This is a genomic window from Aeoliella mucimassa (genome assembly GCF_007748035.1).
Lineage (GTDB): Bacteria > Planctomycetota > Planctomycetia > Pirellulales > Lacipirellulaceae > Aeoliella > Aeoliella mucimassa.
On sequence record NZ_CP036278.1, the window covers coordinates 4,075,398 to 4,101,991 of the forward strand.

The 26,594-nt window shown below is 54.9% G+C and carries 23 protein-coding genes; 18 read left to right on the forward strand and 5 right to left on the reverse strand.

From position 1 onward, the window contains the following. Positions 1-60 precede the first annotated feature (60 nt). Positions 61-4,794: a beta strand repeat-containing protein gene (locus Pan181_RS15895; protein ID WP_197528408.1), complete on the reverse strand. Its 4,734-nt coding sequence runs from the start codon at positions 4,792-4,794 to the stop codon at positions 61-63. Positions 4,795-5,208: 414 nt separating this feature from the next. Between Pan181_RS15895 and Pan181_RS15900 the strand changes: the two genes are divergently transcribed. Then, positions 5,209-5,817, forward strand: a complete 609-nt coding sequence (locus tag Pan181_RS15900) for an OmpH family outer membrane protein (RefSeq protein ID WP_145248045.1) — start codon at positions 5,209-5,211, stop codon at positions 5,815-5,817. A 5-nt stretch (positions 5,818-5,822) separates the two neighbouring features. Here the strand turns inward: Pan181_RS15900 and Pan181_RS15905 are convergent, their stop codons facing one another. Beyond that, on the reverse strand, positions 5,823-6,758 hold the full coding sequence (locus Pan181_RS15905) for an ACP S-malonyltransferase (RefSeq protein WP_145248047.1): 936 nt from the start codon (positions 6,756-6,758) through the stop codon (positions 5,823-5,825). Between the two features lie 573 nt (positions 6,759-7,331). Here Pan181_RS15905 and Pan181_RS15910 point away from each other — a divergent pair. The 17 genes from Pan181_RS15910 to Pan181_RS15990 all read left to right on the forward strand — a co-directional run bounded on the left by Pan181_RS15910 (position 7,332) and on the right by Pan181_RS15990 (position 23,297). Next, positions 7,332-7,727 carry a CBS domain-containing protein gene (locus Pan181_RS15910; protein WP_145248048.1) on the forward strand — a complete coding sequence of 132 codons (396 nt, stop codon included), beginning with the start codon at positions 7,332-7,334 and terminating at the stop codon, positions 7,725-7,727. Positions 7,728-7,755: 28 nt separating this feature from the next. After that, positions 7,756-10,923, forward strand: coding sequence for a LamG domain-containing protein (locus Pan181_RS15915; protein WP_197528409.1), 3,168 nt, complete (start codon positions 7,756-7,758; stop codon positions 10,921-10,923). Between the two features lie 209 nt (positions 10,924-11,132). Further along, complete coding sequence (locus Pan181_RS15920; protein ID WP_197528410.1) at positions 11,133-11,516, forward strand: response regulator; 384 nt, start codon at positions 11,133-11,135, stop codon at positions 11,514-11,516. Between the two features lie 36 nt (positions 11,517-11,552). After that, a complete protein-coding gene (locus tag Pan181_RS15925) occupies positions 11,553-12,590 on the forward strand; it encodes a GspE/PulE family protein (RefSeq protein ID WP_145248054.1) in 1,038 nt (345 codons plus the stop codon). A 63-nt stretch (positions 12,591-12,653) separates the two neighbouring features. Then, positions 12,654-13,595 (forward strand): IS5 family transposase, encoded by a 942-nt coding sequence (locus Pan181_RS15930; RefSeq protein ID WP_145244898.1) that lies wholly within the window; start codon positions 12,654-12,656, stop codon positions 13,593-13,595. 90 nt (positions 13,596-13,685) lie between these two features. Next, positions 13,686-14,354: a GspE/PulE family protein gene (locus tag Pan181_RS15935; protein WP_145248056.1), complete on the forward strand. Its 669-nt coding sequence runs from the start codon at positions 13,686-13,688 to the stop codon at positions 14,352-14,354. Positions 14,355-14,382: 28 nt separating this feature from the next. Continuing rightward, positions 14,383-15,534 (forward strand): type II secretion system F family protein, encoded by a 1,152-nt coding sequence (locus tag Pan181_RS15940; protein ID WP_145248058.1) that lies wholly within the window; start codon positions 14,383-14,385, stop codon positions 15,532-15,534. Between the two features lie 2 nt (positions 15,535-15,536). Then, positions 15,537-15,869 (forward strand): competence type IV pilus major pilin ComGC, encoded by a 333-nt coding sequence (locus Pan181_RS15945; RefSeq protein ID WP_145248060.1) that lies wholly within the window; start codon positions 15,537-15,539, stop codon positions 15,867-15,869. Positions 15,870-16,025: 156 nt separating this feature from the next. Beyond that, a complete protein-coding gene (locus Pan181_RS15950) occupies positions 16,026-16,346 on the forward strand; it encodes a competence type IV pilus major pilin ComGC (protein ID WP_145248062.1) in 321 nt (106 codons plus the stop codon). 21 nt (positions 16,347-16,367) lie between these two features. Beyond that, a complete protein-coding gene (locus Pan181_RS15955; protein ID WP_145248064.1) occupies positions 16,368-16,877 on the forward strand; it encodes a prepilin-type N-terminal cleavage/methylation domain-containing protein in 510 nt (169 codons plus the stop codon). A 198-nt stretch (positions 16,878-17,075) separates the two neighbouring features. Continuing rightward, entirely contained in the window at positions 17,076-17,468 is a 393-nt protein-coding gene (locus tag Pan181_RS15960) for a hypothetical protein (RefSeq protein WP_197528411.1), read from the forward strand. Beyond that, positions 17,446-17,970 carry a PilW family protein gene (locus Pan181_RS15965; protein ID WP_261342231.1) on the forward strand — a complete coding sequence of 175 codons (525 nt, stop codon included), beginning with the start codon at positions 17,446-17,448 and terminating at the stop codon, positions 17,968-17,970. Before Pan181_RS15960 ends, Pan181_RS15965 begins: the two co-directional genes overlap by 23 nt. A gap of 3 nt (positions 17,971-17,973) precedes the next feature. Further along, positions 17,974-18,357, forward strand: a complete 384-nt coding sequence (locus tag Pan181_RS15970) for a hypothetical protein (RefSeq protein WP_145248083.1) — start codon at positions 17,974-17,976, stop codon at positions 18,355-18,357. 5 nt (positions 18,358-18,362) lie between these two features. Then, positions 18,363-19,937, forward strand: a complete 1,575-nt coding sequence (locus Pan181_RS15975) for a PilN domain-containing protein (protein WP_145248085.1) — start codon at positions 18,363-18,365, stop codon at positions 19,935-19,937. Next, positions 19,937-20,551, forward strand: coding sequence for a hypothetical protein (locus tag Pan181_RS15980; protein WP_145248087.1), 615 nt, complete (start codon positions 19,937-19,939; stop codon positions 20,549-20,551). The genes Pan181_RS15975 and Pan181_RS15980 overlap by 1 nt, the downstream gene beginning before the upstream one ends. 60 nt (positions 20,552-20,611) lie before the next feature. Then, the gene (locus Pan181_RS15985; protein WP_145248089.1) at positions 20,612-22,702 is read left to right on the forward strand and encodes a secretin N-terminal domain-containing protein; all 2,091 of its coding nucleotides are present in this window, start codon (positions 20,612-20,614) and stop codon (positions 22,700-22,702) included. Between the two features lie 139 nt (positions 22,703-22,841). Beyond that, the gene (locus tag Pan181_RS15990; RefSeq protein WP_145248091.1) at positions 22,842-23,297 is read left to right on the forward strand and encodes a hypothetical protein; all 456 of its coding nucleotides are present in this window, start codon (positions 22,842-22,844) and stop codon (positions 23,295-23,297) included. Positions 23,298-23,300: 3 nt separating this feature from the next. On the opposite strand, the gene Pan181_RS15995 is transcribed toward Pan181_RS15990, so the two are convergent. From Pan181_RS15995 to Pan181_RS16005, 3 genes are read right to left on the reverse strand one after another with little or no spacing between them, the layout of a single operon-like run. Then, positions 23,301-24,962 carry an ABC transporter permease gene (locus Pan181_RS15995; RefSeq protein ID WP_145248093.1) on the reverse strand — a complete coding sequence of 554 codons (1,662 nt, stop codon included), beginning with the start codon at positions 24,960-24,962 and terminating at the stop codon, positions 23,301-23,303. Continuing rightward, entirely contained in the window at positions 24,959-25,903 is a 945-nt protein-coding gene (locus Pan181_RS16000) for an ABC transporter ATP-binding protein (RefSeq protein WP_145248095.1), read from the reverse strand. Before Pan181_RS16000 ends, Pan181_RS15995 begins: the two co-directional genes overlap by 4 nt. 47 nt (positions 25,904-25,950) lie before the next feature. After that, positions 25,951-26,562 carry a hypothetical protein gene (locus Pan181_RS16005; RefSeq protein WP_145248097.1) on the reverse strand — a complete coding sequence of 204 codons (612 nt, stop codon included), beginning with the start codon at positions 26,560-26,562 and terminating at the stop codon, positions 25,951-25,953. Between the last annotated feature and the right edge of the window lie 32 nt (positions 26,563-26,594).

The window sequence follows — 26,594 nt, forward strand, 5'->3', positions numbered from 1 at the left end:
GGCCAGTGCCCACCATCGAGCACTGGCCGCTTTTGCGTTTCACAAGTTACCGAAGCGAGCTTACGGTTGCTGCGGCTGAGGAATGTTACCCGAGTCGTTTCCAATCACACCGGTCTGACTGACTTGGCCAGTGTTGTTGGTCTCGATGTCGGCCAGGTCTTCGACCGTGAAGGTACCAGCATTGTTGATGAGATAGAAATCATCGTTGCCGGCCACGGTACCAGAGCTAGCCGTGTTGCCATCGAGGTTCAGGCGAATGCGAGCCGAACCAGCGTTGGTCGTGGCTTGGAACGCAGGACCTGGGGTGTTATCGCTGTTGACAAACGTGTTGTCCACAGCGGTGACATTCAACGTGGCGTTACCATCGGCCAGGATGTTAGCCGCCGCTGCAGTACCATCGTCATTGGTAAAGCTATTGGTATCCAGCAACAGGTTCACCGTCTTGCCCGAGGCACCCTGAGCCACCAAGTTGAACGCTTCGCTCGAGGTGGTCGAGGTGTCAACGTTATTGTCTGAGGCAATAATGTGCACCGTACTGGCGTTGCCGTTGATATCGAGGTTGATACTCTGGTTGGTATTCGAGTCGAGCGTGTTGTCGGTCATCGCCAGTCGCACGACACCAGTACCATTGGCGTCGAGGCTGATGCCCTGATCGCTCGAACCACGCACCACCGAGTCAGCAATCCGCACGTTCATTTGTGCCGAGTTGCTGTTAGTCATCATGATACCATCGCCGGTGGCGTTCATCACTTCAACAAAGTTGAGAGTGACGTCTTCCACGTTGGTCAGCACGATACCATCCCCAGTGGTGTTATGGATTTCGCCACCACCACCTTGCGAGGAAGCCGTAGCACCGATCACAACCGGACCACCGGTGACATCGGTCATCACAATACCATTCACCGCACCGTCGACCGAAACACTATCGATGGCGATGCCAGCACTTGCCACCTCGACACCATTAAGGTTCAAGCCAGTGCCGGTGGTAGTGGTAATCGTGTTACCGGTACCAAGCACCGAGACTCCTTCGGAGTTCGTGGCCACAAAGCCATCCCCCGAGGTGGTATTGATATCTAGCGACGAGAACGAGATAGTCGTTCCAGTGTTGCTCGCCAAGGTGACCGCATCGTTAGTTGTGGTATCAAGGTCAGCACCACCGTTGAAGCTGAAGCTTCCGCCGGTGTTGTTCTGAACCAGGATACCTGTTCCGGTGCTGGTGACTTCACCATCAAAGGTAACCGTACCGTCGGTATTGTTCTCGATTCGTACCGCGTAGCCGGTATTGTCGGTGATGGTTCCGTTGAAGTCGACATCGGCAGAGCTGCTGTCGATCACAAAGGCGTCGCCAGTCGGATTGATGATCTCCACTTCGTTATCGAAGGTGAAGCTACCCGACGAGCCGTTCAAGATGTCCACACCAGCGTCTCCGCCATTGAGCACCATCGCACTGTTAAAGCGATAGGTACCATCAGCGTTGTCAAACTGCAGACCATTACCATTGGTCGCATTGATGACTTCGTCGGTGTCTCCACCAACGGTGAAGCTGATCGTTCCATCATGACCACCAGTGACAGATACCGTCGTCGCGTTATTGGACTGAGTGATGTTACCGATATAGCTCACATCAGCCGAACCACCAACCACGTTAAACGCGGTTCCACTCGGGTCGACAATCGTCGTATCGAGGAAGGTAAAGGTACCATCCGAATCGTTGATGATATCGATACCGGTATCGGCCCCATTGGAAGAGCCATCGAGCACCACGGTACCATCAAAGTCGTAGGTACCATCCGCGTTATCGAATTGCAGACCGTCACCATTTGTCGCGTTGATCACGTCGGTGTCGGTATCGATCGAACTGAAGGTCATTGAACCCGTGTGACCGCCGGTCACAGCGACTGTGGTCGCATTGTTCGACTGTTCAATGCTACCAGTGAAGTCGACGTCGGCCGTACCACCATCGACGTTAAACGCCGTGCCGGTTGGATCGACGATGGTCGTTTCGCTGAAGGTGAAAGTACCATCCGAATCGATGATATCCACCCCGGTATCAGCCGCCACGGCAGAGCCATCCAAGGTGACTGCACCAATGAAACCGTAGTCGCCGTCAGCCTGGTCGAACTGCAAGCCCGAACCATTTGTGGCGGTGATTACATCGCTATCGGTATCACGCGACAGGAAGGTCATGGTGCCATCGTGTTCGCCGGTCACGTAGACCGCGGCCACGTTGTTATTTTGGCTGATATCACCCGTGAAGGTGAAGGTCGAAGAACCGCCGTCTACCCGGATCGCTTCACCCGAAGGATCGACAATCGTTGCATCAGCGAAGGTAAACGTACCATCCGAATCGTTCAGGATATCGATCGCTGTATCCGCACCGTTACCAGAACCATCCAACGTCACGAGGCTGTTGAACACGTAACCGCCGTCTGCGTCGTCGAACACAAAGCCGTCGCCATTCGTCACGTCGAAGATACCTTCGTCGGTTTCACGTTCGGTGAAGGTCAACGTACCCGTGTGCTCATTCTCCACAAACAACGTAGTTGCCGCATTGCTTTGCGACACGATACCGGTAAGGCTCAAGCTTGCTTCGCCACCGTCGAAGTGAATCGTGGTGCCGGTGGTATCCGTGAACTCAGCATCGAGGAAGGTCAATGTGCCTTCCGAATCGTTGGTCACATCCAACGCATTAGTGGTGCCATTCAGCGTTACGTTTTCGTTAAATGTGTAGACACCATCGGCGTTGTTGAGCACGATGCCCGCACCGCTGGTGGCTTCGATCACTCCCTCATCCTCTTCCATTTCGAAGAAGTCGAGCGACCCAGTATGCTCGTTTTCAACTAACAACACCGCCCCCAAACCAGCTTGAGTGATCTTGCCGGTGAAGGTAACGTCGGCTTCCCCCCCACTGACGTGCATGGCTGCTCCGTCGGTGTCGGTGATAGCCACGTCGGTGAAGGTGTGACTGCCATCGGAATTGACCAGCGAGATACCCATGCCAGCCTGATTGGTGATGGTAGCATCGGTGATCGAAACAGCACCATCGTTCGAAGTCAACAAGATAGCTGCCGGACCACTACCCGAGTCGTTCGAGTAGTCGCTAATCGATACAGCACTCACGTTATTCGACAGATTGATGCCAATGCCCTGTCCATTGGTGCTGGTGACATTAGAGATAGCAATCGCTTCCGTAATTGGCACGCTCGACGCTTCCGGCGAAGTGGCATCGATATCGATGTCGTTGCCACCAATGTTATCGAAGGTCACATCCGAAATCGTGGGAGCAAACCGCACTGCGAGTTCGTCGGTCGTGGTCTCAGGATCATCCGCAAACACACCAGGGGTGAGTTCGATACCGTTGCCAGTTGTATTCGAAATAGCTACGTGATTGATATCGACTCCCATGTTGCCATTGGGAGCGACGATGCCGCGGGCACCGCCGTCGATCGAGAGATTCGAGACTTCCAAGGTATTGTTAGCCAAAGTAATGGCATCCTGGGCTCCCGAGTTGGTAATCGTGGGAATTGCACCCGAAGCGGCTCCGAGCGAACTTTCCGGTAGCACCACGTCGCCAAAATCGGTGGTGCTTACGATATGCTCGATGTCGTTGCCTTCGCCCAACATGCGTTGGCCGTCGAGCAGTACTGCAGCATCGTCGGTAAAGGCGCTGCCGCTGTGCACAAACACGATACCGGGCGAGGCACCAGTGCCTTCGATACCGGCCAGCGTGTTGAGCGGGTTCTCAAACGAACCATCACCACCTGCAGCTGCCGAACTATCGACATGCACCACGCGAATAGGTTCTACTTCACCGTCTCCGTCGAGGTCGCCCTCAAGAATCTCGCCACCAAAGACGTTATCCTGACGCACTGCCACGTAGTCGTTACGAATCACAGGATCCCGCATCCGCGTTGCCAAAGAGGGCGTACAGTAAGCGGGATCGCGAGTACGTCCAATGAACCATGTAACGGTGAATTTCGAGTTGGTTCCGAAGACGTCGTCGTCGTAAATGCCTAAGTCGACCGAGAGATCCGGGGTCAGATAACCACGAGCACCCAGCTTGTAACCAGTGGTGTCGGTAGTATCGCCATATAAGCCATAACCGCCGCCGTAGAACCACAGGTCGCGGTTCCCCATGCGACGAGCGATTTCGAACTCGTTCACTCCCAGGGCTTCGTCGGTACCAGTAATGGTCTCCGCGGCCAAGAAGTTGCCGACGTACGAAATGTCGCCGGTTCCAACCGCTTCTCCGGATTCAGTGCCCGAAAGAGCAGCGTACGAGTTCCACCGCACGTCCCAGTTGTCGCCGAGGTACTCAAGCGACACACCGAACTGCGACAGGAAGTTGTCGTTGATGGTAGTGGTACCGTCGGACCAGATACTGATACCAGCAATCTTGGCGGTATCGTCGCTAAACGGGAAGAGCGGCAACGTCATGTATCGGTAACCAATACCAACGTTGTAGCCGATCTTCGACTCATCGTTCAGTGTTACCTGGCCATCGACAAACCACACCCCTTCAGGTGTTTCAAAGACTCGCATGGTGCCTAAATCGAGGTTACCACGCACCTGGCCGTAGCTCTTGGTGTTGTAGCGCGCTCTCAAGTGCGCCTGTGCACTTGGGCTGTAGTCGCTTCCATAGGGAGAGTAACTGGCATTAGGGCGGCTATAGAAGCTTCCCTCAGTCGAATAGACGATGTCGCCGGTGGGTCCTGTCTGAATCATTGACGGATCGACACTTGTCGGCGTTTGTCCGTGGGCCAGTGAAGCAGCCATCAGACATATGATCGTCATCGCTGAAGCCGCACCACGGAGGTTCCACAGTGGAGTTTGACAGCCTTGCACGATAAGCTCCTAGAAAAGTGCTGGGCCAAGAATCAAGGTTCTTGGCGGTCGCGGGGGGCAGATTCTAACGTCATCGCTATCCATAGCAATGGCGCTACATCCACGAGGTCTATACAGTCGCTACGACGGTAATCGGCACAACCGGCAGGACTTCACCAACCATTTCTCACAACTTTATCGTCAAGGTTTGCCTATTCGACCACTTCCCTGCATTCAGCGACAGCAATGCAAGCAACTCACTGTTTGCCGCATGTTATCCCACCCCTAAACCAAGCTTGCTCCAAATGTGCTGTTCCACTAATCTCTCGCCGCCGGCTTTAGCCGCTTGTTGACCACCCCATCTTCCACGGCATAGAGACTGAGATGAACAAGCTATTTGCCCTGTCATTTACACTTATGGCACTCCCCTGCTTCGTTGGCTGCACCCAAACCGAACCGGCCCCGACAGCAGCCAAGCAGTCACAAGGCCTTGGGGTTGCAATCATCGATCTCGACGAGATTGCCCATCAGTTGGGTAGCGATAAGCAAATCGTGACCGCGATCAAGCAACGCGAGGCCGCGCTCAATACCAAGCTCACGGAACTCGCCAAGTCGTACGCCGAAGCCCTGAATAAGCAAAAAGAAGCGATGGACGCGGAGCCCGCAGCCGAAGAGGGGACTGTGCAGCTAGCTTCGTACCAGGAGCAAGCCAACAAGAACTTCCAGAACGCCCGGTCCCAAGCCAAACAGAATCTGGCGGTTCACCGTCAGCAATTGATCAGCAAGTTTCGTGAAGCCGTCAAACCGGCTGCTCGTAAGGTGGCTCGCGAACGAGGACTAAGCGTGATTGTCACGAAGCAAGACAGCCTGCTCTACGACTATGCACCGGAGTGCGATATTACCAACGACGTGGTAGAAGCATTGCGGGCGTCGGCCACGAAGAGCAAACCGGCTGAATCCACTGCTCAAGCGACGGCCCCCAAGCAGGGTTAATCCTGCTATCTGGGAGCATTCTCCAACAGCCAATCTTCCAGAATCACATGCTCGACACCGGGTGCGCGCAATAGCGCCGCCCGGTCGGGCAGTAGATTGGCCAACCACCTGCGGTGAACCAGATTCGACACGGCACGCACGCCGGCTTTTCCTAGTGATAGACGCGCCAGCTGAGTACTCACGTTATCGCTCAGTCGTTGGAACGTTGCAGGAATCACGTTCGGTCCCGGCCCCACGTGGACGACAAGATCGACATCCTCCCGAAGGGTGAAGGTTACCGCATCCCACAATCGCTGGGGATGATCCACCCACCGGCGTAGCACCTCGCGGGTAGGCATCGTTTGGTAGCTGGGCGCTCCGGTTGCTAGCGAAAACAGTTGTGGCCCCTCGCTAGTCGTCGCTGGTAGCATGCGTTCCATCATTACCGAAGCGCGATCCGGAATCCACCGCTGTCTAACAATCGGTGTATGCAACGGCGGCCAGATGTTAGGGTCGCGTTTCAGCAACACTGACTTTGGCAATGCCTCGTGCATCAACTGCTTGAATCGCCCCAATGCTCCATGTTGCCCCAACACGAGTAGCGTATTGGGCGACAAAATGGACGAAGTGCCGACCACGCCCCGCATTTCGGCGGTTACACGCTCGCACAAGCGATGCACTGCATCCTCCGGAATCATTTCCGATCGCGAGAAGAGGATGCCCATCTCAATGTCGCTCGCCAGCGATGCACAATCCCACGCTAGCGCAACGGGGATGGTCATGGCATCTACGGCACCCACCAACCGCTTGGCAGCAACAGCCGTGAGCTCTCCCAGGCTGTATCCAAATGCCAGCTTGGCATCATGAAACCGTATGTCATGCACTGTTTCCAGCATCTCCAGCTGAGCGAGTTCCACCGACATAATAAAGGCAACCGCCTCGGGATATTCGGGCAGCCCCAAATCTCGTCGCTCAATAACTCGCTCCGTCAAATCCGCATAGATTTGCAAATGCTCACGGCAAACTGTGCTGCCTAGGGCTAACCACTTTTCCAAAGCTGCACGATACGCTGGCACCTGCCAAAGCTCGTGGGTCCTGCCGAGATTGGTAATGTTGTAACCGCGAAAAGCAAACGCGGAGCGAGGGATTCGTTGCCTGAGACGATCAGAAGGAGTAGTTGGGATGGCGGACATCGACGGCTCGGAGGAGAAGTTTGCGCCAGCACTGAACTGGCCCCTAATTAATCTTCCGTCTCGCCCTCCGTGCGGGATGGCATCTGCCGTAAGGAATAAGCAGTTTTTGCCGATCGCGCGGCACTACAACTAGTTTTGCCGGCACCATTCCTACGCAAACCAGATAGCAATGGTTCGCCTAAAAACTACGGCATTTTGCCCCTTATCACGCATCTACCCCAGCAGTGTTGTGACCTATGGTTAACAAGGTGGGAAAATGTGCGCAACCAGGCGGCTCTCTACCACTCTTGCCAGCAGGCCGGTGCTCACATTGATTCAAGACAATCGGACGGAGATCGTACCATGCTTACTGCTGAACAGATTATGACACCCAACGTGTATACCATTCATCCCGATGCGACCATTCAGCAAGCCATTAGCATGTTGCTGGACAAACGCATTAGTGGCTTACCTGTGATCGATGACTCAGGCACCCTGGTCGGCGTACTCACCGAATATGGGTTGCTTGCGATGGTGTATGACAAGCAGATCATGAATAACACGGTCGCGCAACATATGACTCGCGAAGTGATCTCGGTGGAAGCCAACGAACCAGTGAATCATGTAGCCGATCAGTTCATATTGCATCGCGTTCGTCGACTTCCGGTGATTCGCCAGGGCAAGTTAATTGGACTCATCTCTCGCGTCGATGTCTTGCGCGCCTTGTGCGAAGCACAAGCGCCGGTCTGCTCGGCCTAAGTTGAACTCGATCGAAGGACCGAACCGAATGAGTCGCCACCGTTTGCCGCATCGTATTCCCCTGGCGTTCGCCATCTTGCTGGGGATGCTCGCGTGTGGACTCCTTGAGGAATGCCAGGGAGCCAACGTGCTACTGGTCATGCGCGATGGTAGCATCAACGCTTCCGAGCAATCGCGGAAAACTCAGTTTGAGAGCTGGGGACATACGGTTACCACAATCGATGGCAATGCGTCGCAAGCGACTTTCGACACCGCCATGGCGGCCGTCGATGTGGTTTACATCTCTGCAACTACCTCCGAGTGGGAAGTTCTGGATAAGTGCAAGAATACCACGGCGGGAGTCGTGAACGAGAATCCCTACCTAGATCAACACCTTGGATATTCCTCAAACCAGGGTTGGCATGATTTCTTCTCTCATACGGAGGTCACTTCTAACAATCACCCTATTACCTCAGGCTTATCTACTGGCTCGTTGACCATCGTCTCTTCCACGCAGCAGCTTGCGATGAGAAAGAATACGCTTGCCTCTGGCATGACGCTGTTATCGCAGAACTCAAGCTATGGTAACGGCAAAATGCTGGGCGTTATCGAAGTTGGCGGTGCATTGGCGGGCGGCGGCAATGCAGCCGGTCGTCGAGTGGCGATGCCCTGGGGGAGCGACAGCTTCAATTGGTCGTCTCTGAACAGCAATGGACTCCTCATCGCTGAGCGAGCCATCGACTGGGCGGCAAGCGACTACAACAAACTGATCCTGCACTGGAAGTTTGACGAAACCTCAGGTACCTCGTCTGCCGATGCTTCTGACTACCATCGCAATGGCACACTCTCCGGGTCTCCTACCTGGATCACCGCTAAGCGCGACGGTGGACTCAAAGTTCCTAAGGGTTCTTATTGCTACATCAACAGCGAACTCGGTGAACCAGGCAGCTTTACCGTTGCCGGCTGGGCGAATGTCACCGCCTCGGATACCGACGGTGCAGCAGTGCTTTCCATCGGTAACTGCGTTGCTTTGCTCGCTCACTATTCGGCTTCTAATTCACCCGTGATCACGTTCTGGAACGGTGGCTCCATCGAAGCAGTAGCCGCATCTGGTGGGAGTCGTATAGGCAAAGGGTGGCATCATTACTGCGCGACGTTCAATAGCTCGAATCGGTCGCTAAAGATTTATGTCGACGGAGTGCTGGCTGGTAGCGGTACCACTTCCGGTTACCCCAACTATACAGTCGGCAATCAAACCATCGCCGGAGACGAAGGAACCCCTTACTACGCTCTATATCTAACTGGTTCTCTCGATGATATCCGAGTCTATAACACCGCGATCAGTGCCTCGGAGGTGATCGACCTCTATGGCCTCATCGGCCACTGGAAGTTCGACGAAGGTACCGGAACCACCATTGCCGACTCGTCACCGAAGGCTAATAACGCGACTTTCAGCGCTGGCACGCCCACCTGGACCCCTGGCGTGCGCGACGATTCGCTTCAGTTCAGTGGTTTGAATACTGCGGCGACCAGCACTACATTCGACCCACCGCCGATCGGCAGTGTCGCCTTCTGGTTTCACCCAGGTTCCTCTCCTCAATGGGTCGAGCGCATTTTCGGCGTCAGCGACGCCTGGGAAGCTCGACTCGAAAGCACCGCTGTCCTCTATCTGGATATCGCCATCGGAGGGGGCACCTATGTGAATCGCCTGTTCACAAACGACAAAGAGTGGACCCATATAGTGTATCGTTACGATTCCACCAAGGGCACCTACGACATCTACCTGAACGGCAAGCTGCACCAATCAGGCACTCTGGCACTATCGGATGTTGCCGCAGCGACACTCACCATGGGAACTCGCACCGGATCTAGCGAGCGTTTCAGCGGGGGTATCGACGACTTGCGTGTCTATAGTTACATAATCTCCGAAGCAGAAATCGCCGAAATCTACGGTCTCGTTGGTCACTGGCAGCTTGACGAAACGAGTGGCAGCACCGCTTACGATAGTTCTGGCATCGGTAACCATGGAACCTACCAAGGCACGGTTACCGTGAATACCGACCAACCCTACTCCGGTGAGTACTCGGCTGAGTTCGATGGAAGCTCTGCGTACGTGAGCATTCCCCATCATAGCTCCTACAACATTGAAGAGGCTATTACAATCGCCGCGTGGACAAGAGCCGATACGTACAACCATTACAACCCAGTCATTGCTAAGGGCGATTCCAGTTGGCGACTTCATCAGTATCTCAATAGCGACTACTTGACCTGCCACATGGATTTGCAATCTGGCGGGATGGCCCTAGCCAATGCAAGTTCAACCATGACAGGTGGCTGGAAGCACGTGGTCGCTACTTACGACGGGACGATCGCGAAGATCTACGTGAATGGCGAACTTGAAGGGGCCTCTAGTCATACAGGCCTTCTACGCACTAACACGGTTGCCGTAAACATCGCTCGCAACACTGAAGCAACCTCGCGGTTATGGGATGGGGGACTCGCCGATGTGCGAGTCTACAATCGTGCCATCTCTGAACAAGAAGTATCCCGACTATATGGTCTAATCGGTTGGTGGAAGCTTGATGAATCGGCTGGCAACACTGCCTATGATAGCACGCCAAACGCCCGTGATGGCGTGATCCACGGAGGTCCCACACTTGCCACTAGTGGGATCCATGCAGATCAACCCGTGATGGAATTCGACGGAACCGACGACTTCGTTCAGCTTCCCGTCATTGACGATACATTTCAAACAGGAGTTTCACTTTCGGTTTGGGCACGTCCGACAGCTTCGCCGTTCTATGGCAAATTCATTCAGCTGGCCAATGGAACCTGGGAAGAAATCGACTTTGGCCGCTTCGACACGACCGATAGCCTGCGCATGATTGCTGCTCCTGGCATGCACTCTTATCAGGCCGGCACGATTGTAAACAACGCTTGGCACCACTACGCTGGCACAATTGATCGCCAAGGGGTGATTCGGTTGTATGTCGATGGCGAGCAGGTTCGTACGGACAGTCGAGTACTTCCGACGAATGTTTCGCGAGTCTACAACTTCATCGGGGGTAGCAACTGGCCCAGCGATGGACTCTACCAAGGCCGAATGGGAGACGTCCGCTTGTACAATCGGGCACTCTCAGGGGAAGAAGTCGATGCGATTTACCACTCGGGAAAAGGGCCTGGCATTCGTCTGATTAAGTGGACCGAAGCTCGGTAGACAAGATATCTGCAACAGATGGCATTCCCCTTACGAGTGCTCCATCCGTTTCTCTTCCATGCTGCGGCAAACACAACTTGCAGGGCGTTGCAAAAAAGGTACATACCTCTGAGTTTCTGCGCTCATTGAACACGCCGAACCTCTGCTTTTGCAACAAGCATCGGCTGCTTGCTGTTTGACGATCCCCTTGACGTACTACCAACATTATTGTGGCGAAGAACAAGAATCACATTCTGCTGATCGAAGAAGATCCGACTTTAGCCGAGATCACTTCGTTTCGTCTGGAATTGCTGGGGCATGAAGTATCGGTGCTTCACTCGGCCGAAGAAGCCTTACATTGGCTTGAGAAGAGCTCTACCGATCTGATGATCATCGGGCACTTTCTGCCCGGCATGGACGGCTTCGAGTTTCTCAATCGTATCAGTAACGAAGTGAAAACATCGAAGATTCCCACCATGCTGCTTTCGCCCAACTCCGAACTCGACGACGTGCAACAAGCGTTCAATGCGGGTGCGGATGAGTATCTGGTAACGCCATACGATCCTCAAACTCTCGAACACAAGGTCAACCGTCTGGCTGGGCTCGAACTGTAGACCTGACGGATAGCACTCACAGACTGAATCAACTCCATGGCCCGACTTGGCGACATCCTGGTTAATCATGGCTGGATCACATCCAGTCAATTGGACAGTGCGCTGATGGCTCAGGGCAACGAACGCGGTATGCTGGGACAGATCCTGGTTCGCCGAGGACTGATCTCGTTCGATCAATTAGGACAAGCGCTGTCCGAACAATATGGAGTGCCCTACTTCGAGCTGGTGCCGCAAGCAGTCAATCCACAGATCGCCCGTTTGCTACCGGAAACAATGGCTCGCCAACGCGGTTGTGTGCCAGTCGGTGTCTCCGGCAATCAAATGCAATTAGCCATGGTGGCCCCCGACGACATTGAGACGATTGCCGAAACCGAGCTGATCACTGGCTATCATGTCGAGCCGGTCGTAGCACTCGACAGCCCTCTCCAATCGGCGATCGACCGCAGCTTCGACGACCGAATTGTTGCTCGCCAGACGATTGTTGACATGAAGATGGCCGATCTGGCGGCTGCGGAAGACTCAATCGACGAGTCGCTCGCGGAAGAGCCAGTCGAAAAAGAAGACCTGGCTCCTGTCGTCCGCCTGGTGCGGGCGATTCTCATGGGTGCGATCAATGCAGGCACAAGCGATATTCACCTCGAGCCTCACATCCCCGAAATGCGGGTACGCTATCGGGTGGATGGTGAATTACAGCAGGTGATGACGATTCCCAATCACATTGAGGAAGCAGTCGTCTCGCGCATCAAAGTCATGGCCGACATGGATACCACCGAGAATCGTCGTCCGCAGGACGGGCGGCTTAGTGTGAGTGAAGCCGGGGCACGCGTCAACTTTCGTGTTAGCTCTATTCCAACCGTGGGTGGCGAGAAAGTTGTGATGCGTTTGCTCGACGAAGGCAATAAAGTCTTCGACCTCAAATCGCTCGGTCTGCACGATCGCGATTTGAAGACCCTGCAATCGCTGATCGATAAACCGCATGGCATGCTCGTGGTGACCGGCCCTACAGGTTCCGGTAAAACGACCTCGATGTATGCGATTCTCTCGCAACTCAATAGGGCCTTGTTGAACAATTAGTCACAAACCTCCGTAAAAACTAACGTGGAATGGAACCACGTACCTTTTTTACGGAGATCGAACATGGCTACGAAAGAAAAACGAACCTACAAAGTCACGAACTGGAAGGAGTATAACAAGTCGCTCATCGAGCGTGGAAACATCACTATTTGGTTTAGCGACGAGGCGTTGGAGAACTGGGAACATCCTAACGACCAGACAAAAGTCGGTCGCCCTTTTGTCTTCAGCGATACGGCGATCGAGTGCTTGCTGACGATTCGCGAACTGCTGAAACTTCCCTATCGGCAGACTGAGGGATTCGGCCGCTCGCTGGTGGCGATGTTGGGCGTCGAGGCAGCGATTCCCAATTATTCTTCGCTCGCCAAGCGAGCCAGCAAGCTGAATGTTTCGCTCGATATCGCTAACAAGAGGGGCGACATCGATATCGTGGTGGATAGCACCGGCATGAAAGTGTTTGGCGAGGGCGAATGGAAGATGCGGACGCATGGCAAGTCGAAGCGGCGGACATGGCGGAAGCTGCATTTGTCGGTGAATCCTGACACCCGCGAGATTGTGGCGGAGATTTTGACCGAGAACAGTTGCCACGATGCCGATGCGGTTCCCGAAATGCTGGAGCAGGTGGAGCAGCCCGTAAAAAAGTTTCACGGCGACGGTAGTTACGACAAGTGGAAGGTTTATGAAGGGCTGGAATCCGAAGGCATTGAGCCGGTGATTCCGCCGCAGCACAACGCCAAGATCAAACAACATGGCAACTCTGCGGAGGAGCCTTTGCCCCGGGACGAGGCAATTCGTCAGATTCGACGCAAGGGGCGTAGGAGTTGGAAAGAGGAAGTGGGCTATCATCGTAGAAGCTTGGCGGAAACGACCATGTACCGAGTGAAACAAAGCTTTGGGAGCCATCTCAAAAACCGAGTATTCGAAAACCAACAAACGGAAGCCCGCTTGCGCTGTAAAATCATCAATCAATTCACCCAACTCGGGCTTCCACAGTTCGAGTGGAGTTAGTCAACAAGGCCCTGTAAAATCATCAATCAATTCACCCAACTCGGGCTTCCACAGTTCGAGTGGAGTTAGTCAACAAGGCCACTCAATAGTATCAATCGAAACATTGTTACCGTTGAAGATCCAGTCGAGTATCGACTCCCTGGCATCAATCAGGTGGCCTCCGACAACGACTACGGATTGGGTTTTGCCAACGCATTGAAATACATCATGCGTCAGGACCCCGACGTGATCATGGTGGGCGAGATTCGCGACCACGAAACCGCCACGACTAGTGTGCAAGCCGCCTTAACGGGCCATTTGCTTATCAGTACGCTGCATACCAACGATGCAGTGGGTGCGGTTGCTCGTTTGAATGACTTGGGCGTCGACAACTTCAAGATCGGCGGTGCATTGTTGGGCTCTGTCGCTCAGCGATTATTGCGTTCGATATGTCCCGAGTGCAAAGAACCGGCCGATCCGAACCCATCCTTGCTGCAAGCCCTTGCAAAAAACTGTCCGGTCGACAAAAACCCGGTCTACTTCCGCGGACGCGGCTGCAAAAAATGTCTCGGCACCGGGTACCTGGGACGAATTCCGATTTATGAAATCATGGTGATCACGCCTGAATTATCCGACGGAATCGAAAAGGGGCTACCCGCGAATCGCCTGCGAGAAATTGCCATCTCGCAAGGCATGGTCGAACTGGCTACGGCTGGCCTTGAACAAGTATTTGCTGGTCGCACGACCCTGGAAGAAGTGTATTACAAGGTAAATGGCTAGTCTCATCGACTGCTAGATTAAGAGTGCTATGAGTCCCCTACTCGACAGCTTGAAGTTACCTTCGTTCTCGAAAGCGAGAAAGAATAATGCTGCGCGAGGTGGCCTGCGGACCAGCAACAAACACAAACTCGATTCAGGTCATCTAAAGAACAAGCAAGTCACCTACCTGTTCCGTCAGTTGTCGACTTTGATCGAAAATGGTGTTTCACTCCCCAAAGCATTAGCCACTCTGTCGGAAGAAAAAGGGACCGAAACCTATCGCCGCATGCTCGAAGTCCTCCGAAAACGACTCGAGAACGGCGAAAGCTTTAGCGGCGCTTTAAGCCATTACCCCAGCACATTCGACGCGGTGCTGATTAGCCAAGTGAAGGTTGGCGAACGTGCAGGTCACCTTGGTGAGTCGCTCCGACACCTCGCCGAACATCGCGAAAAAGCAGGTAAGCTCCGCAGTGAGATCATTAAGAAACTCACCTACCCTGCCCTGCTGGTAATCGTTGGCACGGCCGTTATTACCTTTTTGCTCACGTACGTGGTACCAGTATTCGAGCAAACCTACGACAACGCCAAAGTACCCTTGCCGGCCATCACTCAAGCCCTCATCGCAGTTGGTGCATTCAGCCGTAGCTATCTGCTGTTCATTATCGGCGGTATCATTCTCACGACGGTTGCCATCCGGCAATTGCGGCGGAATGAAGAATTTGCCTTCCGCATGGATGAATCGCTATTAAAGATCCCAGTCGTGGGCCCCTGGCTTCGCGAAATGGCCCTGCTACAAATGATGGAAGTGCTAGGCGATCTACTAAAAGCCGGTTTTACCCTTGCCGATGCACTTGGAGAAGCCTCCGAATCGGTTACAAACCGCTCCGCTAAAGTACGCGTTCGCGAACTCCAAAAGGCGGTGATCCGTGGCGAACGCTTCAGTCGCGAAATGGAACGACACTCTTCGTTCTTCCCTCCTATGGTAAGCCAACTGGTGATTATCGGCGAGCAAACCGGCATGCTAACCAAATCAACCCGACATATCTGCGATCACCTCTCCTCGGAGATTGAACGCAAAGCTACCGTGTTTGTGGCCGCGATTGAGCCAATTCTCACGATGACTCTGGCAGCTGCCGTGGCGGCGGTGTTGATGGCGATTTACTTGCCGATGTTCGACATGATTAACACCGTAGGCAAGTAGAAATGAATAACAATAGTTACCCACAAGCAGGATTCTCGATCATCGAACTGCTTGCTGTGCTCGTGTTACTGGGCATTCTGGCAACGGTGATCATTCCGCGAGCAACGAACCAGATAAGCGAGTGCAGCAAAGAAGCCTGCTATATGAACCAGGCCGAAATTGAACTGCAAACACAATTATGGTTGCGAAATCACAGCAGCTATCCATCAGCCAACATGTCGGACGCTGGTGCAGACGTTACCTACTTCCCTGAAGGTCTCCCGACGTGCCCAGTAGATGGCACTCCCTATACGATCGACACAACCACAGGAACCGTCATAGGCCACACGCATTAAGCGCAATCTGGATCAGTTTTACCTGACGCCGATTTGCTGCGACCTATGTTAGAACAAACGCCTAGTTCCATTTGACAGCTTGTTTATTGACTTTCACCACCGTCGGGTGGACACACACAGAACCGACACGCGACATACACTAGAGGTCCCAGAATCATGAGACGAACATCCACCAAACGCAGCGGTTTCTCCCTGATGGAGCTTTTAGCGGTGGTGACCATCCTTGGTATTATCGCTGCCATCGTAGTGCCTCGTGTTAGTGTTTCGTCCGCCACGGCGAAGCAAAAGGTTCATGAGCACAACAAGGCCACCATCAATTCGGCCGTAGAGCGGTACTATATCGAGACCGGTAGCTGGCCCGCCGACGATCTAAGCGACATCGGCGCTAACACCAATTACTTCCCCGACGGCATTCCAGTGAACCCGACCGACAACTCGGCCTACGCACTGAATACCACCACGCACCGCGTGCAGTAGTAACAGCACGCAGAGTAGACGATGGGATCGGACCGCTACTTTCGAGTTCACAACGCACGTCGCGCTAATGCGCGACGTGCGTTTTCGCTGATTGAACTCATGGCGGTGCTTACCATCATTGGAATCATCTCGTCGGCGGTCTTCTTGCGGTTCGGTGCATCTACTTACCAAAGTACCAACGCCGCGGGATTCACCCGCATGCTAATGCTCGACTTGAATCAAGCTCGGGCGAGAACCATCAGTACTGGTGATAACCACTATCTGCAGCTCACGCGTGATGGGGGGATCGTCACTAGCTACACCCTCTATCGCGACACTGGAAGCGGTGCTGTAGTAGTTGACCGTATCGTCGATGTTCCCGAAGGTACTCTTGTCACTACGGCCACGGATCAGTGGGCCTTCGACTTCGACGGATCCCTCGGCTCCGGCACCGGCGTCGGCACCATCCAGGTGACCGGCCATTTCTACACATGGACCATTTCGGTCTATCGGGCAACCGGAACGATCTCGTCGAGCAAAGTCAGCTTGTAACGATACCAGCGCTTATTCCAGCGAATAGTTGCTGTTCATTATTTCGCTACCAGCGTGAAATCCACGTTGATTCGCGAACAGAACGTCCTAGATTTCAGGGGAGATTTTCATTCCCAGATGCTAGTCACGTTGTATTGCTGAACGATGAATCGACAATCGCCAAGCCACCGAAGCGGATACTCATTACTCGAGGTAGCAATGGCCTCGACGTTGTGTGCAGTTGCGCTAGTTGGGGGACTGGAATTGTTGCGAGACGGAATGATCGCCAGCCGTACGATTGACCAACGACAACTAATGACCAACTACGCGGTAAGCAAACTGGAGGAACAGCTAGCCCTGGTAGCTGCGACCTGGACTTCAGGCTCAGCGTCAGGCGATTTTGCTGCCGATGGTCACGCGGACATACGTTACTCGGTGAATCGCTCGGATGCCGAAGCCAACGGTGGCCTGGTCGACCGACTGATGCACATCCAGGTAACGACTTACCTGGATGAAGATAGCGACGACACCCTTGATAGCTCGGAGAAGAATTGCACGTTCCGCACGAAAGTCGGAAAGTTTGCTCTGTATGAATCGCTTGCCACCCCATAGACGATCCGGCTTTACGCTGCTGGAACTGATGGCCGCCACTGCAATGATGGCGACGCTCATGGTGGCGGTTGTCGTGTTGATTCGATCGAGCTACGCCGTGTGGCAGGCCCACGAATCGGACATGCAGGTTGCGGAGTCCGCCTACGCTGCTCTGCGACATATCGTCCGTAACGCTCGCCAAGCGAGTGGGGTTTCTGCGATTTCCGCATCGAGTGACACCACCGGCAACTTGTCGCTCACGATGGACTCCGGTGAAATCTGGCACTGGCAGCACGATGGCAGTGGTCAAGTGCTGTTCGGAATCGATCCGGCCTCGCCGACCGAGCCCTTGGCTTTCAACATCGATCAATTGACGTTCGTCGGATACGAAGCGGATGGCACCACTCCGACTACAGTCGTTGAAGACATTCACTCCATCAAATGCGCAGTCCAAATCACTTTGCCTGCCGCTGGTGGAACGGTGCGCACCGTTTCCTGTTACGCCTGGATCCGCACCTGGTAACCGATGATTCACCTTTACGACAATCAGCGAAAAAGACGCCGCCACGATCAACGTGGCATGGCGCTACTGCTTTGTTTGTTTGTCGTGTTTATCGTTAGCTCGCTGATATTGAATGTGATCACCACAGAAACCCTTCAATACTCGGTAGCTCGCAACGTACATGACTACCAACGCGCCATCTATCTTGCCAACGCAGGTGTGCATCACGTCTGTGCAGAACTCGAGGCCGACAACGCGTGGCGTGGCACAGTAACCGACGGTAGTTATCCAGCAAACAACACCTACTCCGCAACAGCGAGCGATGGGACGGATGGCGATGTGGACATCGTATCGACCGGCGTCAGCGGCAATGTAACACGCACCGTGGAAGCAACAGTCGAACTGTAATAGACATGAACCGTACATCTCCCCAACAACGAACGCCTGGCGATCGCCGCAAACGAGTCGATCGTCGCCAAAATGGTGATCGACGTCGCAATGCCGAGCGGCGGACTCCGGTAATCCATATCACCCCTTCCATGCTGCATGCAGTGATCGTGGTCGAACGCCCTGGTGAACAACAAGATCTTGCTGTTTGCCGGTCGCTGCAATGGCGAGCCAGCAACGAACCGCTGCATGCCCCCGAAACCAAACATGAGCTCACCGCCGCTCTCACCAAACTCTCTACCGAGGAACGTTTGGCAGGCTCCGGCGCGGTACTGCTGCTCAGCAGCGAAATGTGCGTTACCCGCGCAGTCACTGGAACCACCGAACACGTTAACCGGGAAACTGGTCAACTACGTGAGCGGAGCCAACTTTATCTGATGCTCGGCCCAGGCCGAAAGGTAATTGCCAGCAGCAGCACCCCCTTGGATGCACGTCACTCGTACGCTTTGTTGTCGGTCGCTACCGAACAAACGCTGCAGGTTCTCAAGCAAACGGTAGAAGCATCGGGCATGGAGGTCGATTCGATTCAATCGTCGCAAGTCGCTCTCGCCCGCACGGTTCATCTTGCCCGCAGGTCAAAATCGAAAGCCGATCTGGTGATCAGTGTGAACGACTCACGCGTGGAACTCGGCGTGATGGGTGGCGGACGCATGTTCCTCGACTATCGCCCGGGTGGGGGTGTCGATATCCAGCAACTCGGCAAACTGCTCGTACAGCACCACACCCGATTGTGCCGGTACTGCCAGCGTCACCATGGCCTGGAAGATAGCAATCTGACTCAAATCGTGGTGAGCGGACCTCGCCAGCAAGTGCAGCAAGCATGCGACCAACTCGCTCCCCTTGATCGCCTGCAGGTGTTTCCATTGGAAACCGGCGGTCTCGAACTGCCCTGGGAGCTCCGCGGCGAAAAATTAACTCCCGAACTTGCAGCCGCTATCGGCGGGGCCTTGACGCTAAAAGACGAAGAAGCCGATCGAGGGCCCAATCTGGTAGAGGAGCTAACCGGTGTAACCCATCCTCCGCTCCTCCGGTTGCTGTTACCAAAGCTGGCTCCGATGGCTGCAGCCGTGTTGCTGGCAGCAGGCTTCATGCTGCTTAATTGGACGACCAACCGTAATATGGGACAAATGAAATTCGACCTGGCGCAGCTCGCCCCGCAAGCTGCCCGGTCGTCGCAATTGCGAATGGATATTCTGGCGGATCAAAAGGAGCTGGAGCAGCTCAGTAAAATGGGCAGCAAGCTATCGAAGCCCCCCTATTCGCTAATGCTAAAGAATCTCACACAGAGCATTCCCGATGAAATCTGGTTGGCTTCTGTCCGCATCGAAGGTGCGCAAACCGCAACTCTCGCTGGCAGCAGTTATACGGAAAGCAGCATCTACGACCTTGTCGGTAACCTCCAGCATCTACCAGGAACTGGCCAAGTCGCCCTGCAAGGAACGGGAGTTGGACGCAGTCACAACCGAGATTCGACGACCTTCGACATATCGATGGACCTTGATTTAACAGGGCGCAACACCCGGCCTGAGGAGGCACTGTAATGGATGACCAGATCGTCATATTTTGCCAAGACCGACGAAGTTGGCTAATTGTCATTGCGGGAACACTTCTACTAGGTCTTGTGTTCGTTCTGCCTGAAGTCGATGACTATATTGCACTTTGTAACGAGAAATCCGAAATCGCAGAGAAGCTGGCACTTGCCGAAGAATCGGCTCGCATGCTCCCCGGTTTCGAAACACGTTACTCTGAACAAACAGCCAAGGCAGAGGAACAACGCAACAAGACACTCAACGAGAACAACGAAGCCGAGTTCCGCAACGCCATCGTGAAGATGGTACGCGACAGTGGTTGCCAGCTACGTCGATTGAATGTGGGAAGCCCAGTTTCACGCGAGTGGGGTCACGACGACGACCCGTTGGAAAAAAACTTCAACCGCAAGTTAACGCCAACAACTTTTCAGTTGGAGCGTCGACAAGTAACGTTATCGCTGGCTGGGCCTTCGAATAGCGTGCGACGTTTGATTGAGAGTTTTGAACAAAACGATAAACAAGTCCATGTGCAAACATTGGACCTGAAACCTTCGACCGGTGATGGAAGCCGTGTCGAACTTTCGCTTGAGTTGTGGTACTTCACGCTCGCTCGAAAAACGGCCTAGCCGACAATCCCAGACCGCGTTCATGGACCGACAGTTCGCGCAACCGTCATTGGAGGACGCATGCCGCACCAGGAGCCAGCACCGACCACTACGCGCAGCAAGCGTTCCGTTTGCGCGTACAGTGCATGGCTTCCCGCAACTTGGATGATGCTGGCAATCTGCTGCCTGTCTGTCGCGGTGCAGGCTCAACAGCCGGAATCTACCGGGCCTTCGATCAACTTTGGCACTGCATCGTCGCAGACCGCCAGCCCTGAATTAATGGCCGCCCTCGAAACCGAAGGCGACCTCGTGCTGCGCGGCTCAACCCTCGATGCGGCGTTGTTCACGATCAACGAGCTTTGGAAGGTAAACATTATTGCCGGCCACCTCGAAGGCGAAGTCAACGGCGTCTTCAAGGATGCTCCGCTCAAGGAGATTCTCGACACCATCCTGCTAGGCAATGGCTACGGCTATCGCATGGTGGGTAAGAGCATCGTGGTAAGCAAGCTCGATCAACTGGGACAGGTGAACCCTTTCTTCGTCTCCGAAGCCATTCAAGTAGCGAACGCGAAGCCTTCGGACTTAGTCGAAGCCGCCCGATTGCTGAGTACTCCCCAAGGTCGAGTGCAAGCGATCGATTCGGCGGGCAGTCTGATCGTGATCGACTTCCCCGAGCGGGTAAAGATGATTCGCGAGCTGGTGTCGAGTGTCGATGCCGCCAGCGGTGGGCCGGGCATGCTCGATGGCACAGGTCGGCCCAAACCACTTGAAGTCGGCTATTTCCATACACAATACATCACAGTGGCCGACGCTAAGCAGGTACTGAGCACGGTGCTTGGTCCCGTTGGACGCGTCGAGGCCATCGACAACGAAGACCGCCTAATCATCGTCGACTTTGCCGATAACCTGGCCATGGCCGAGCGGGTGTTAGCTCAAATGGATCGCCCGCGGCCGCAGGTGCAAATCACCGCTTTGATTTACGACCTGAGCCTAATCGACATTGAACAACTCGGCATGAACTGGGCGCAAACGGTCAATACTCGCACCACTGGCAGTGCTTCGACCGACTTCACGCTCACCAACCCCTTCTCGCCTTCGGCTTCGGGGGCGTTGTTCACGTTTACACACATGGACAACAACTTCGATATTGGCGCGGTTGCCCAGGCGATTCAAACCGCAAACGACTCGCGGTTGCTCGCCAATCCGAACGTCACGGTAATGGACAACGAGGAAGCTGCTTTCGAGGCGGTCACGCAGATTCCCTATCAACAAATCACGCAAACTGGCCAAGGGGGACAGTTGGCCGGCACCGCGTTTAAGGATGCTGGTATTAAACTCGATGTAATTCCCAAGATTGCGGCCGACGGCACCGTGGAACTCACGATTCGCCCCGAGTTCAGCCGCCTGACCGGCTACACCCCAGGCGACAATCAGCCGGTGATCGATACCCGAGCTACCAGTACGACCGTACGCGTGCGGACGGGCGAAACACTCGTCATCGGCGGCATGCGTCAACGGAGCGATGTCGGCGAGTTCGGCGGCGTGCCCGGCTTAAAAGACGTACGATTCGTTGGCCAGTTGTTCCGTTCGCGGAGCACTGATATTCGAGAGAGTGAACTCGTGGTGTTCATCACCCCCCGGATTGTCGGCTACAGCGGACCACTCGATTGCCGTGAGCAGTTGGTGAAAGACACGATCGATTGCCGACTGAACCATGTACCCCGCGCCGAGGGGTGTCCTCCGTATGGCAACATGTGCAATCAGACCATCGCAGCACCTCCGTGCTGTGGTCCCGAAGTGGTTCCGACTCCCGCACCCGGTATCGCTCCCGAACCTCACAGTGCAGCTGATACGGTCCCTTCGGTTTCGCTACGTCGTATGCCCGCTCCACCTGGCAGTGCTCAACCTCCAGCGGCAACGCTGGAAGTACGGCGGATGCCTCCTCCGCCAGGGCGTACGTCGGTGGCCCTGCGCCCCCCCGCTCCACCAGCAACTTCGGTCATGATTCCCGAAGGCCGGTTGCGTCGTGACTACGATTCACGATTCCGAGCCACCGGCGGAGTGTACCCTGGTCAGCAACGCATGATTGAGCGGATGCCGGAACCCGCAGCGAAGCCGGCGGAGGAGCCCACAGAGAAAAAGTCGTGGTGGGATCAGCTGATCATCCGTTAAAACCGATTCCACCGGCCTGCACACGGCGCTGGTTTCCTTGGCACGAGTTTCTACATCGCCTGGCACTTAAGCTACATTTCTACAGCAACGGCACCCGGCCGCTGCGTGAGCTTTTGGCCATGCATGACCTCAGAAACGAATGTCGCGTTCCCCTTACATCTTGGCATCCTTGCTACTCTTAGGTGCGACCATCGGCTGCCAGCAGGCGGAACCGCCGGTCGCCGCGCCTGCCGCATCGGCTCCCACGATTCAACCTGTGGTTGCAACCGTGGCTGCTACAAGCGACCAGGAAACGACTCGCCAGCAAGTGGTCGAGGCGATGAAGAACTACGTGGCCCCGTTTCCCACGCGTAATAACCTGTTCGTGCCGCCGAAAGTCACCCCCGGCACCCGCACCAGTCGTGTGACTGAGGGAGCAGTACAGCTACGTGGCATCGTTGATCTCGGCGAGCCTCAAGCCATTCTCGATATCGAAGGAGCGGTGGCTCTGATTCCTGTGGGCCGCGAGAAGTATGGCGTGAAGGTCGTGTTGATCGAAGATCAAACGGTCACCCTACAACGCGGCGGCACTCGTTGGACCGCCTCGCTCGACTAGCCATCACTCCGCAGTTGTAGGTTCTTCGTCCCACGGACTCTGTGGCTTGATTTCCACGGGATGCAACTCGGCTTCGTCCTGCACTACCCGCGTTGGTAGCGCGACGCGTCCTTGCATCAGTTCTTTGGCCGCTCCCGGCAAGTTAATCCACATCACGCAGAGCGCCAGGCAACTCACCACCATCACGTGCAGCATTACCGACTCGTCGACACGGACGCCATCGCCGTATTCGGCCATGGTCCAGAGTGGATTCAACCACTGCATGAAGTTGTATCCCATGTTCCGCCAGTTTCGTAGCGAGCTCTGCAAGGCAAAGGGAATACCGCTGCCGGCCAAGATGACCAGCACGTGGATCAAGAAGCCTGCGACGGTGGTCACTTCCGTGAATCGGGCGACCACGCGGACTACCAGCTTGCCGATTCCCAAGTAGAACACCATCAACCCCCAGTAGATCAGTACCAAGGCGGTGAGTTCATCGAGCGAAAAGCCGCGATTTGGTCCAACACCTGAATACGAAATCCACCCCATCGCGAGGAAAGCTAACCAAACGACGGCAGTCAAATTGGCGACCGCAAAAAAGTAGCCGGTCCCAGGTCCAGGGTTGAACAACCCAAACATCATCCTCCCCATGCCCGATTGGGGCAGTTTGCGACGCACGCGATGGGAGAGTTCTGCCGTTTCGGTCGTGAGCATCGTCCCCATGCAGTACCAGTAAATCGTGGAGATAATAATAAGCGAGGGAATCGCCAGTCGCGTGTAGCCATCTTCGATCCAGAAGTAAGCGATCCAGCCGACAAACGCTGCTTGTTGAAGCACCATACTCCACCGCAGTGGAGTCGAGCGATTGTCGCTGCTGTAAGCGGTGAGAGCGACCGTGGCCAAATAGAGCATCAAGAACGTCGTTGCATAGAAAGTGAAACTACAACTCAGTACGATCCAGGCTTCTTCTCCGCTTAGTGACTCTCCACCTGAGATAAACTCAACGCTGCCGCTGATAGCGCCCATTAGGCTCAGCAGCAACGCCGCAACAAACAACACGGAAAGCAAGATTTGTCCTTGCTTGCGTTTCGAGAGCGCTGCCAGAAACAGCCCGATCATCGAAAGCCCAATGCTGGCCAGAGTAACGGTAACCAGCAACAAGCCGATGGTCAGCACGTCGATACCCCGCAACAGATACGTAAAAGCAATGCAGGGAGCGACCGCGGACAGGTAAACCCCGTCTTGCACAATGGCGCTAGCGAGTTTTCCCCGCACGATTTGATGCGGACTAAGGGTCGACACCCTCAAAAGATCGTAGGTATTCTCCTCCCGCTCCCCCGAGAGGGAACGAAATGCAGCGAAAGGGACCATCACGATCATTGGGAAGATCAGTACGATGTAATACCACATCAGCAGCGATCGACCGACGGCCGAGTAGTACACTCCCGGGCCGGCGGTGGTCATCGCGAAGATCGTGATCAGCCAACAGACAATCAGCAACAACACAAACGCCAGTCCGAACTGGCGACTCTTGAGTGCTTGCCGAGTCTCTTTCACAAGAATTGGGTTAAGATAATCGCTAGCTTTCGACAACCAGGCTTCGAACTTCTCGAAGTGTTGCCGCCACTTCTCGTAGCGAGTGCTTGCGGGCTCTGCAGTTGGTTCCACCACGGCGACGTCGCTCATTGCACGCGGCCCTCCGTAACTTCGAGAAACACGTCTTCCAGCGACTTAGTACGGCACCGAAACTCCACGACATTGAGCCCCGCTTGTACGATCTCGCGTAGGAGTTGTGCCTGTGTAGCTTCGTCGCCAGCGTGCGACAGTGTCGCTTTCTTCAAGTCCCATTGCACGTCGTGCAGGTCCTCGCGGGCGGCAAACCATTGGTGAGCTGGCTCGGGATCGCCGACGAATCGCACCTCGATCATGGCAACCTTTTGAGCCTTACGACTGATTTCGTCGACGGTGCCGACCGCGACTAACTGGCCCTGCTCGATAATGCCGACCCGATGGCACACCTCGGCTAATTCGGTAAGGATATGCGAACTGATGAGCACCGCCTTGCCCAAATCGGCCAGTCGCGAGATCATCTCCCGCAGTTCGATCCGCGCCCGAGGGTCGAGTCCGGCCGCCGGCTCGTCGAGCACCATGACCGACGGATCGTGAATCATGGTTCGCCCCAAGCACAACCGTTGCTTCATGCCTTTGGAGAGCCCGTTGATCGGCTTGGTGGCCAACTTATTGAGCCCGGTGAAGTCTTCGACAAACGCGAGTGCGCGGGTTCGCTCGCTACCACGCAATCCGTAAGCGCGGGCAAAAAAGTCGAGGTACTCGTGCACGTCGACGTTCTCGTAGGTGCCAAAATAGTCGGGCATGAATCCGAGTCGCCGCCGCACCCGCTCTGGATCTTCGACCACCGAAAAGCCATCGACCAGTGCGTCGCCGGTCGAGGGTTCGTCGAGGGTCGCCAGAATACGCATGCTGGTGGTCTTGCCAGCACCATTGGGGCCGATAAAGCCAAAGACCTCGCCAGCTTGCACAGAGAACGATACATCGTTCACGGCATGCGTATCGCCGAACCAGCGATGCACGTGGCGAAGTTCGATTTGCGGGGAAGATGCTACCATGCGAGCCTAGTCTATACTTTGTTGTTCAACATTCGACGGATCGTCTCCTACCAGCGACCTATCACCAAGTGCACGCTTGAGTCTTCCACGGCTTCAAGATTCTTCTCCACCGGAACCAAGGTGGAATCGCTGACCATCACATAACTTCGCGCCGGCAGGTCAAGGGCAGGTGTACCGCTCACGCCGAGCAGTTCCTCCCAGCGGGTCATCAGCAGACTATTACTGGCTAACGAATCTTCGTAAGAAACACCGTTCCTACGATAGTATCGATAGCGACGATTGCCCGACCACAATATCGAGGATCCATCTACCGAGTCTAATCCGGCAGGTAGTTGCGGCTCCCGATCACGGAGGGTCTTGCGCAGCAGCGTCACTGCTTTAGTTCGGTCGATCTTGCTGAGCGAAAACACTTCGCCGGTGGGGGTGTTCTCGGCCGAGTACCAATCGCCCTCGTCGTCTTGCACAAGCACCAGTTCGGCACCATGCTGAAAACTGCTCTCCGCACGCGGCTTGCTTCCGAGTCGCACTTCGAGTTTCTCGGCTACTTTCTTTGGCTCAACGACTAAGAACTGGGTTGGAGTGCGCGAACTCAACCACCCCTTGGTCAACCGCTGCTCTCCCTCCTGCCATTCGATCGGCCTTGTTGAACAATTAGTCACAAACCTCCGTAAAAACTAACGTGGAATGGAAC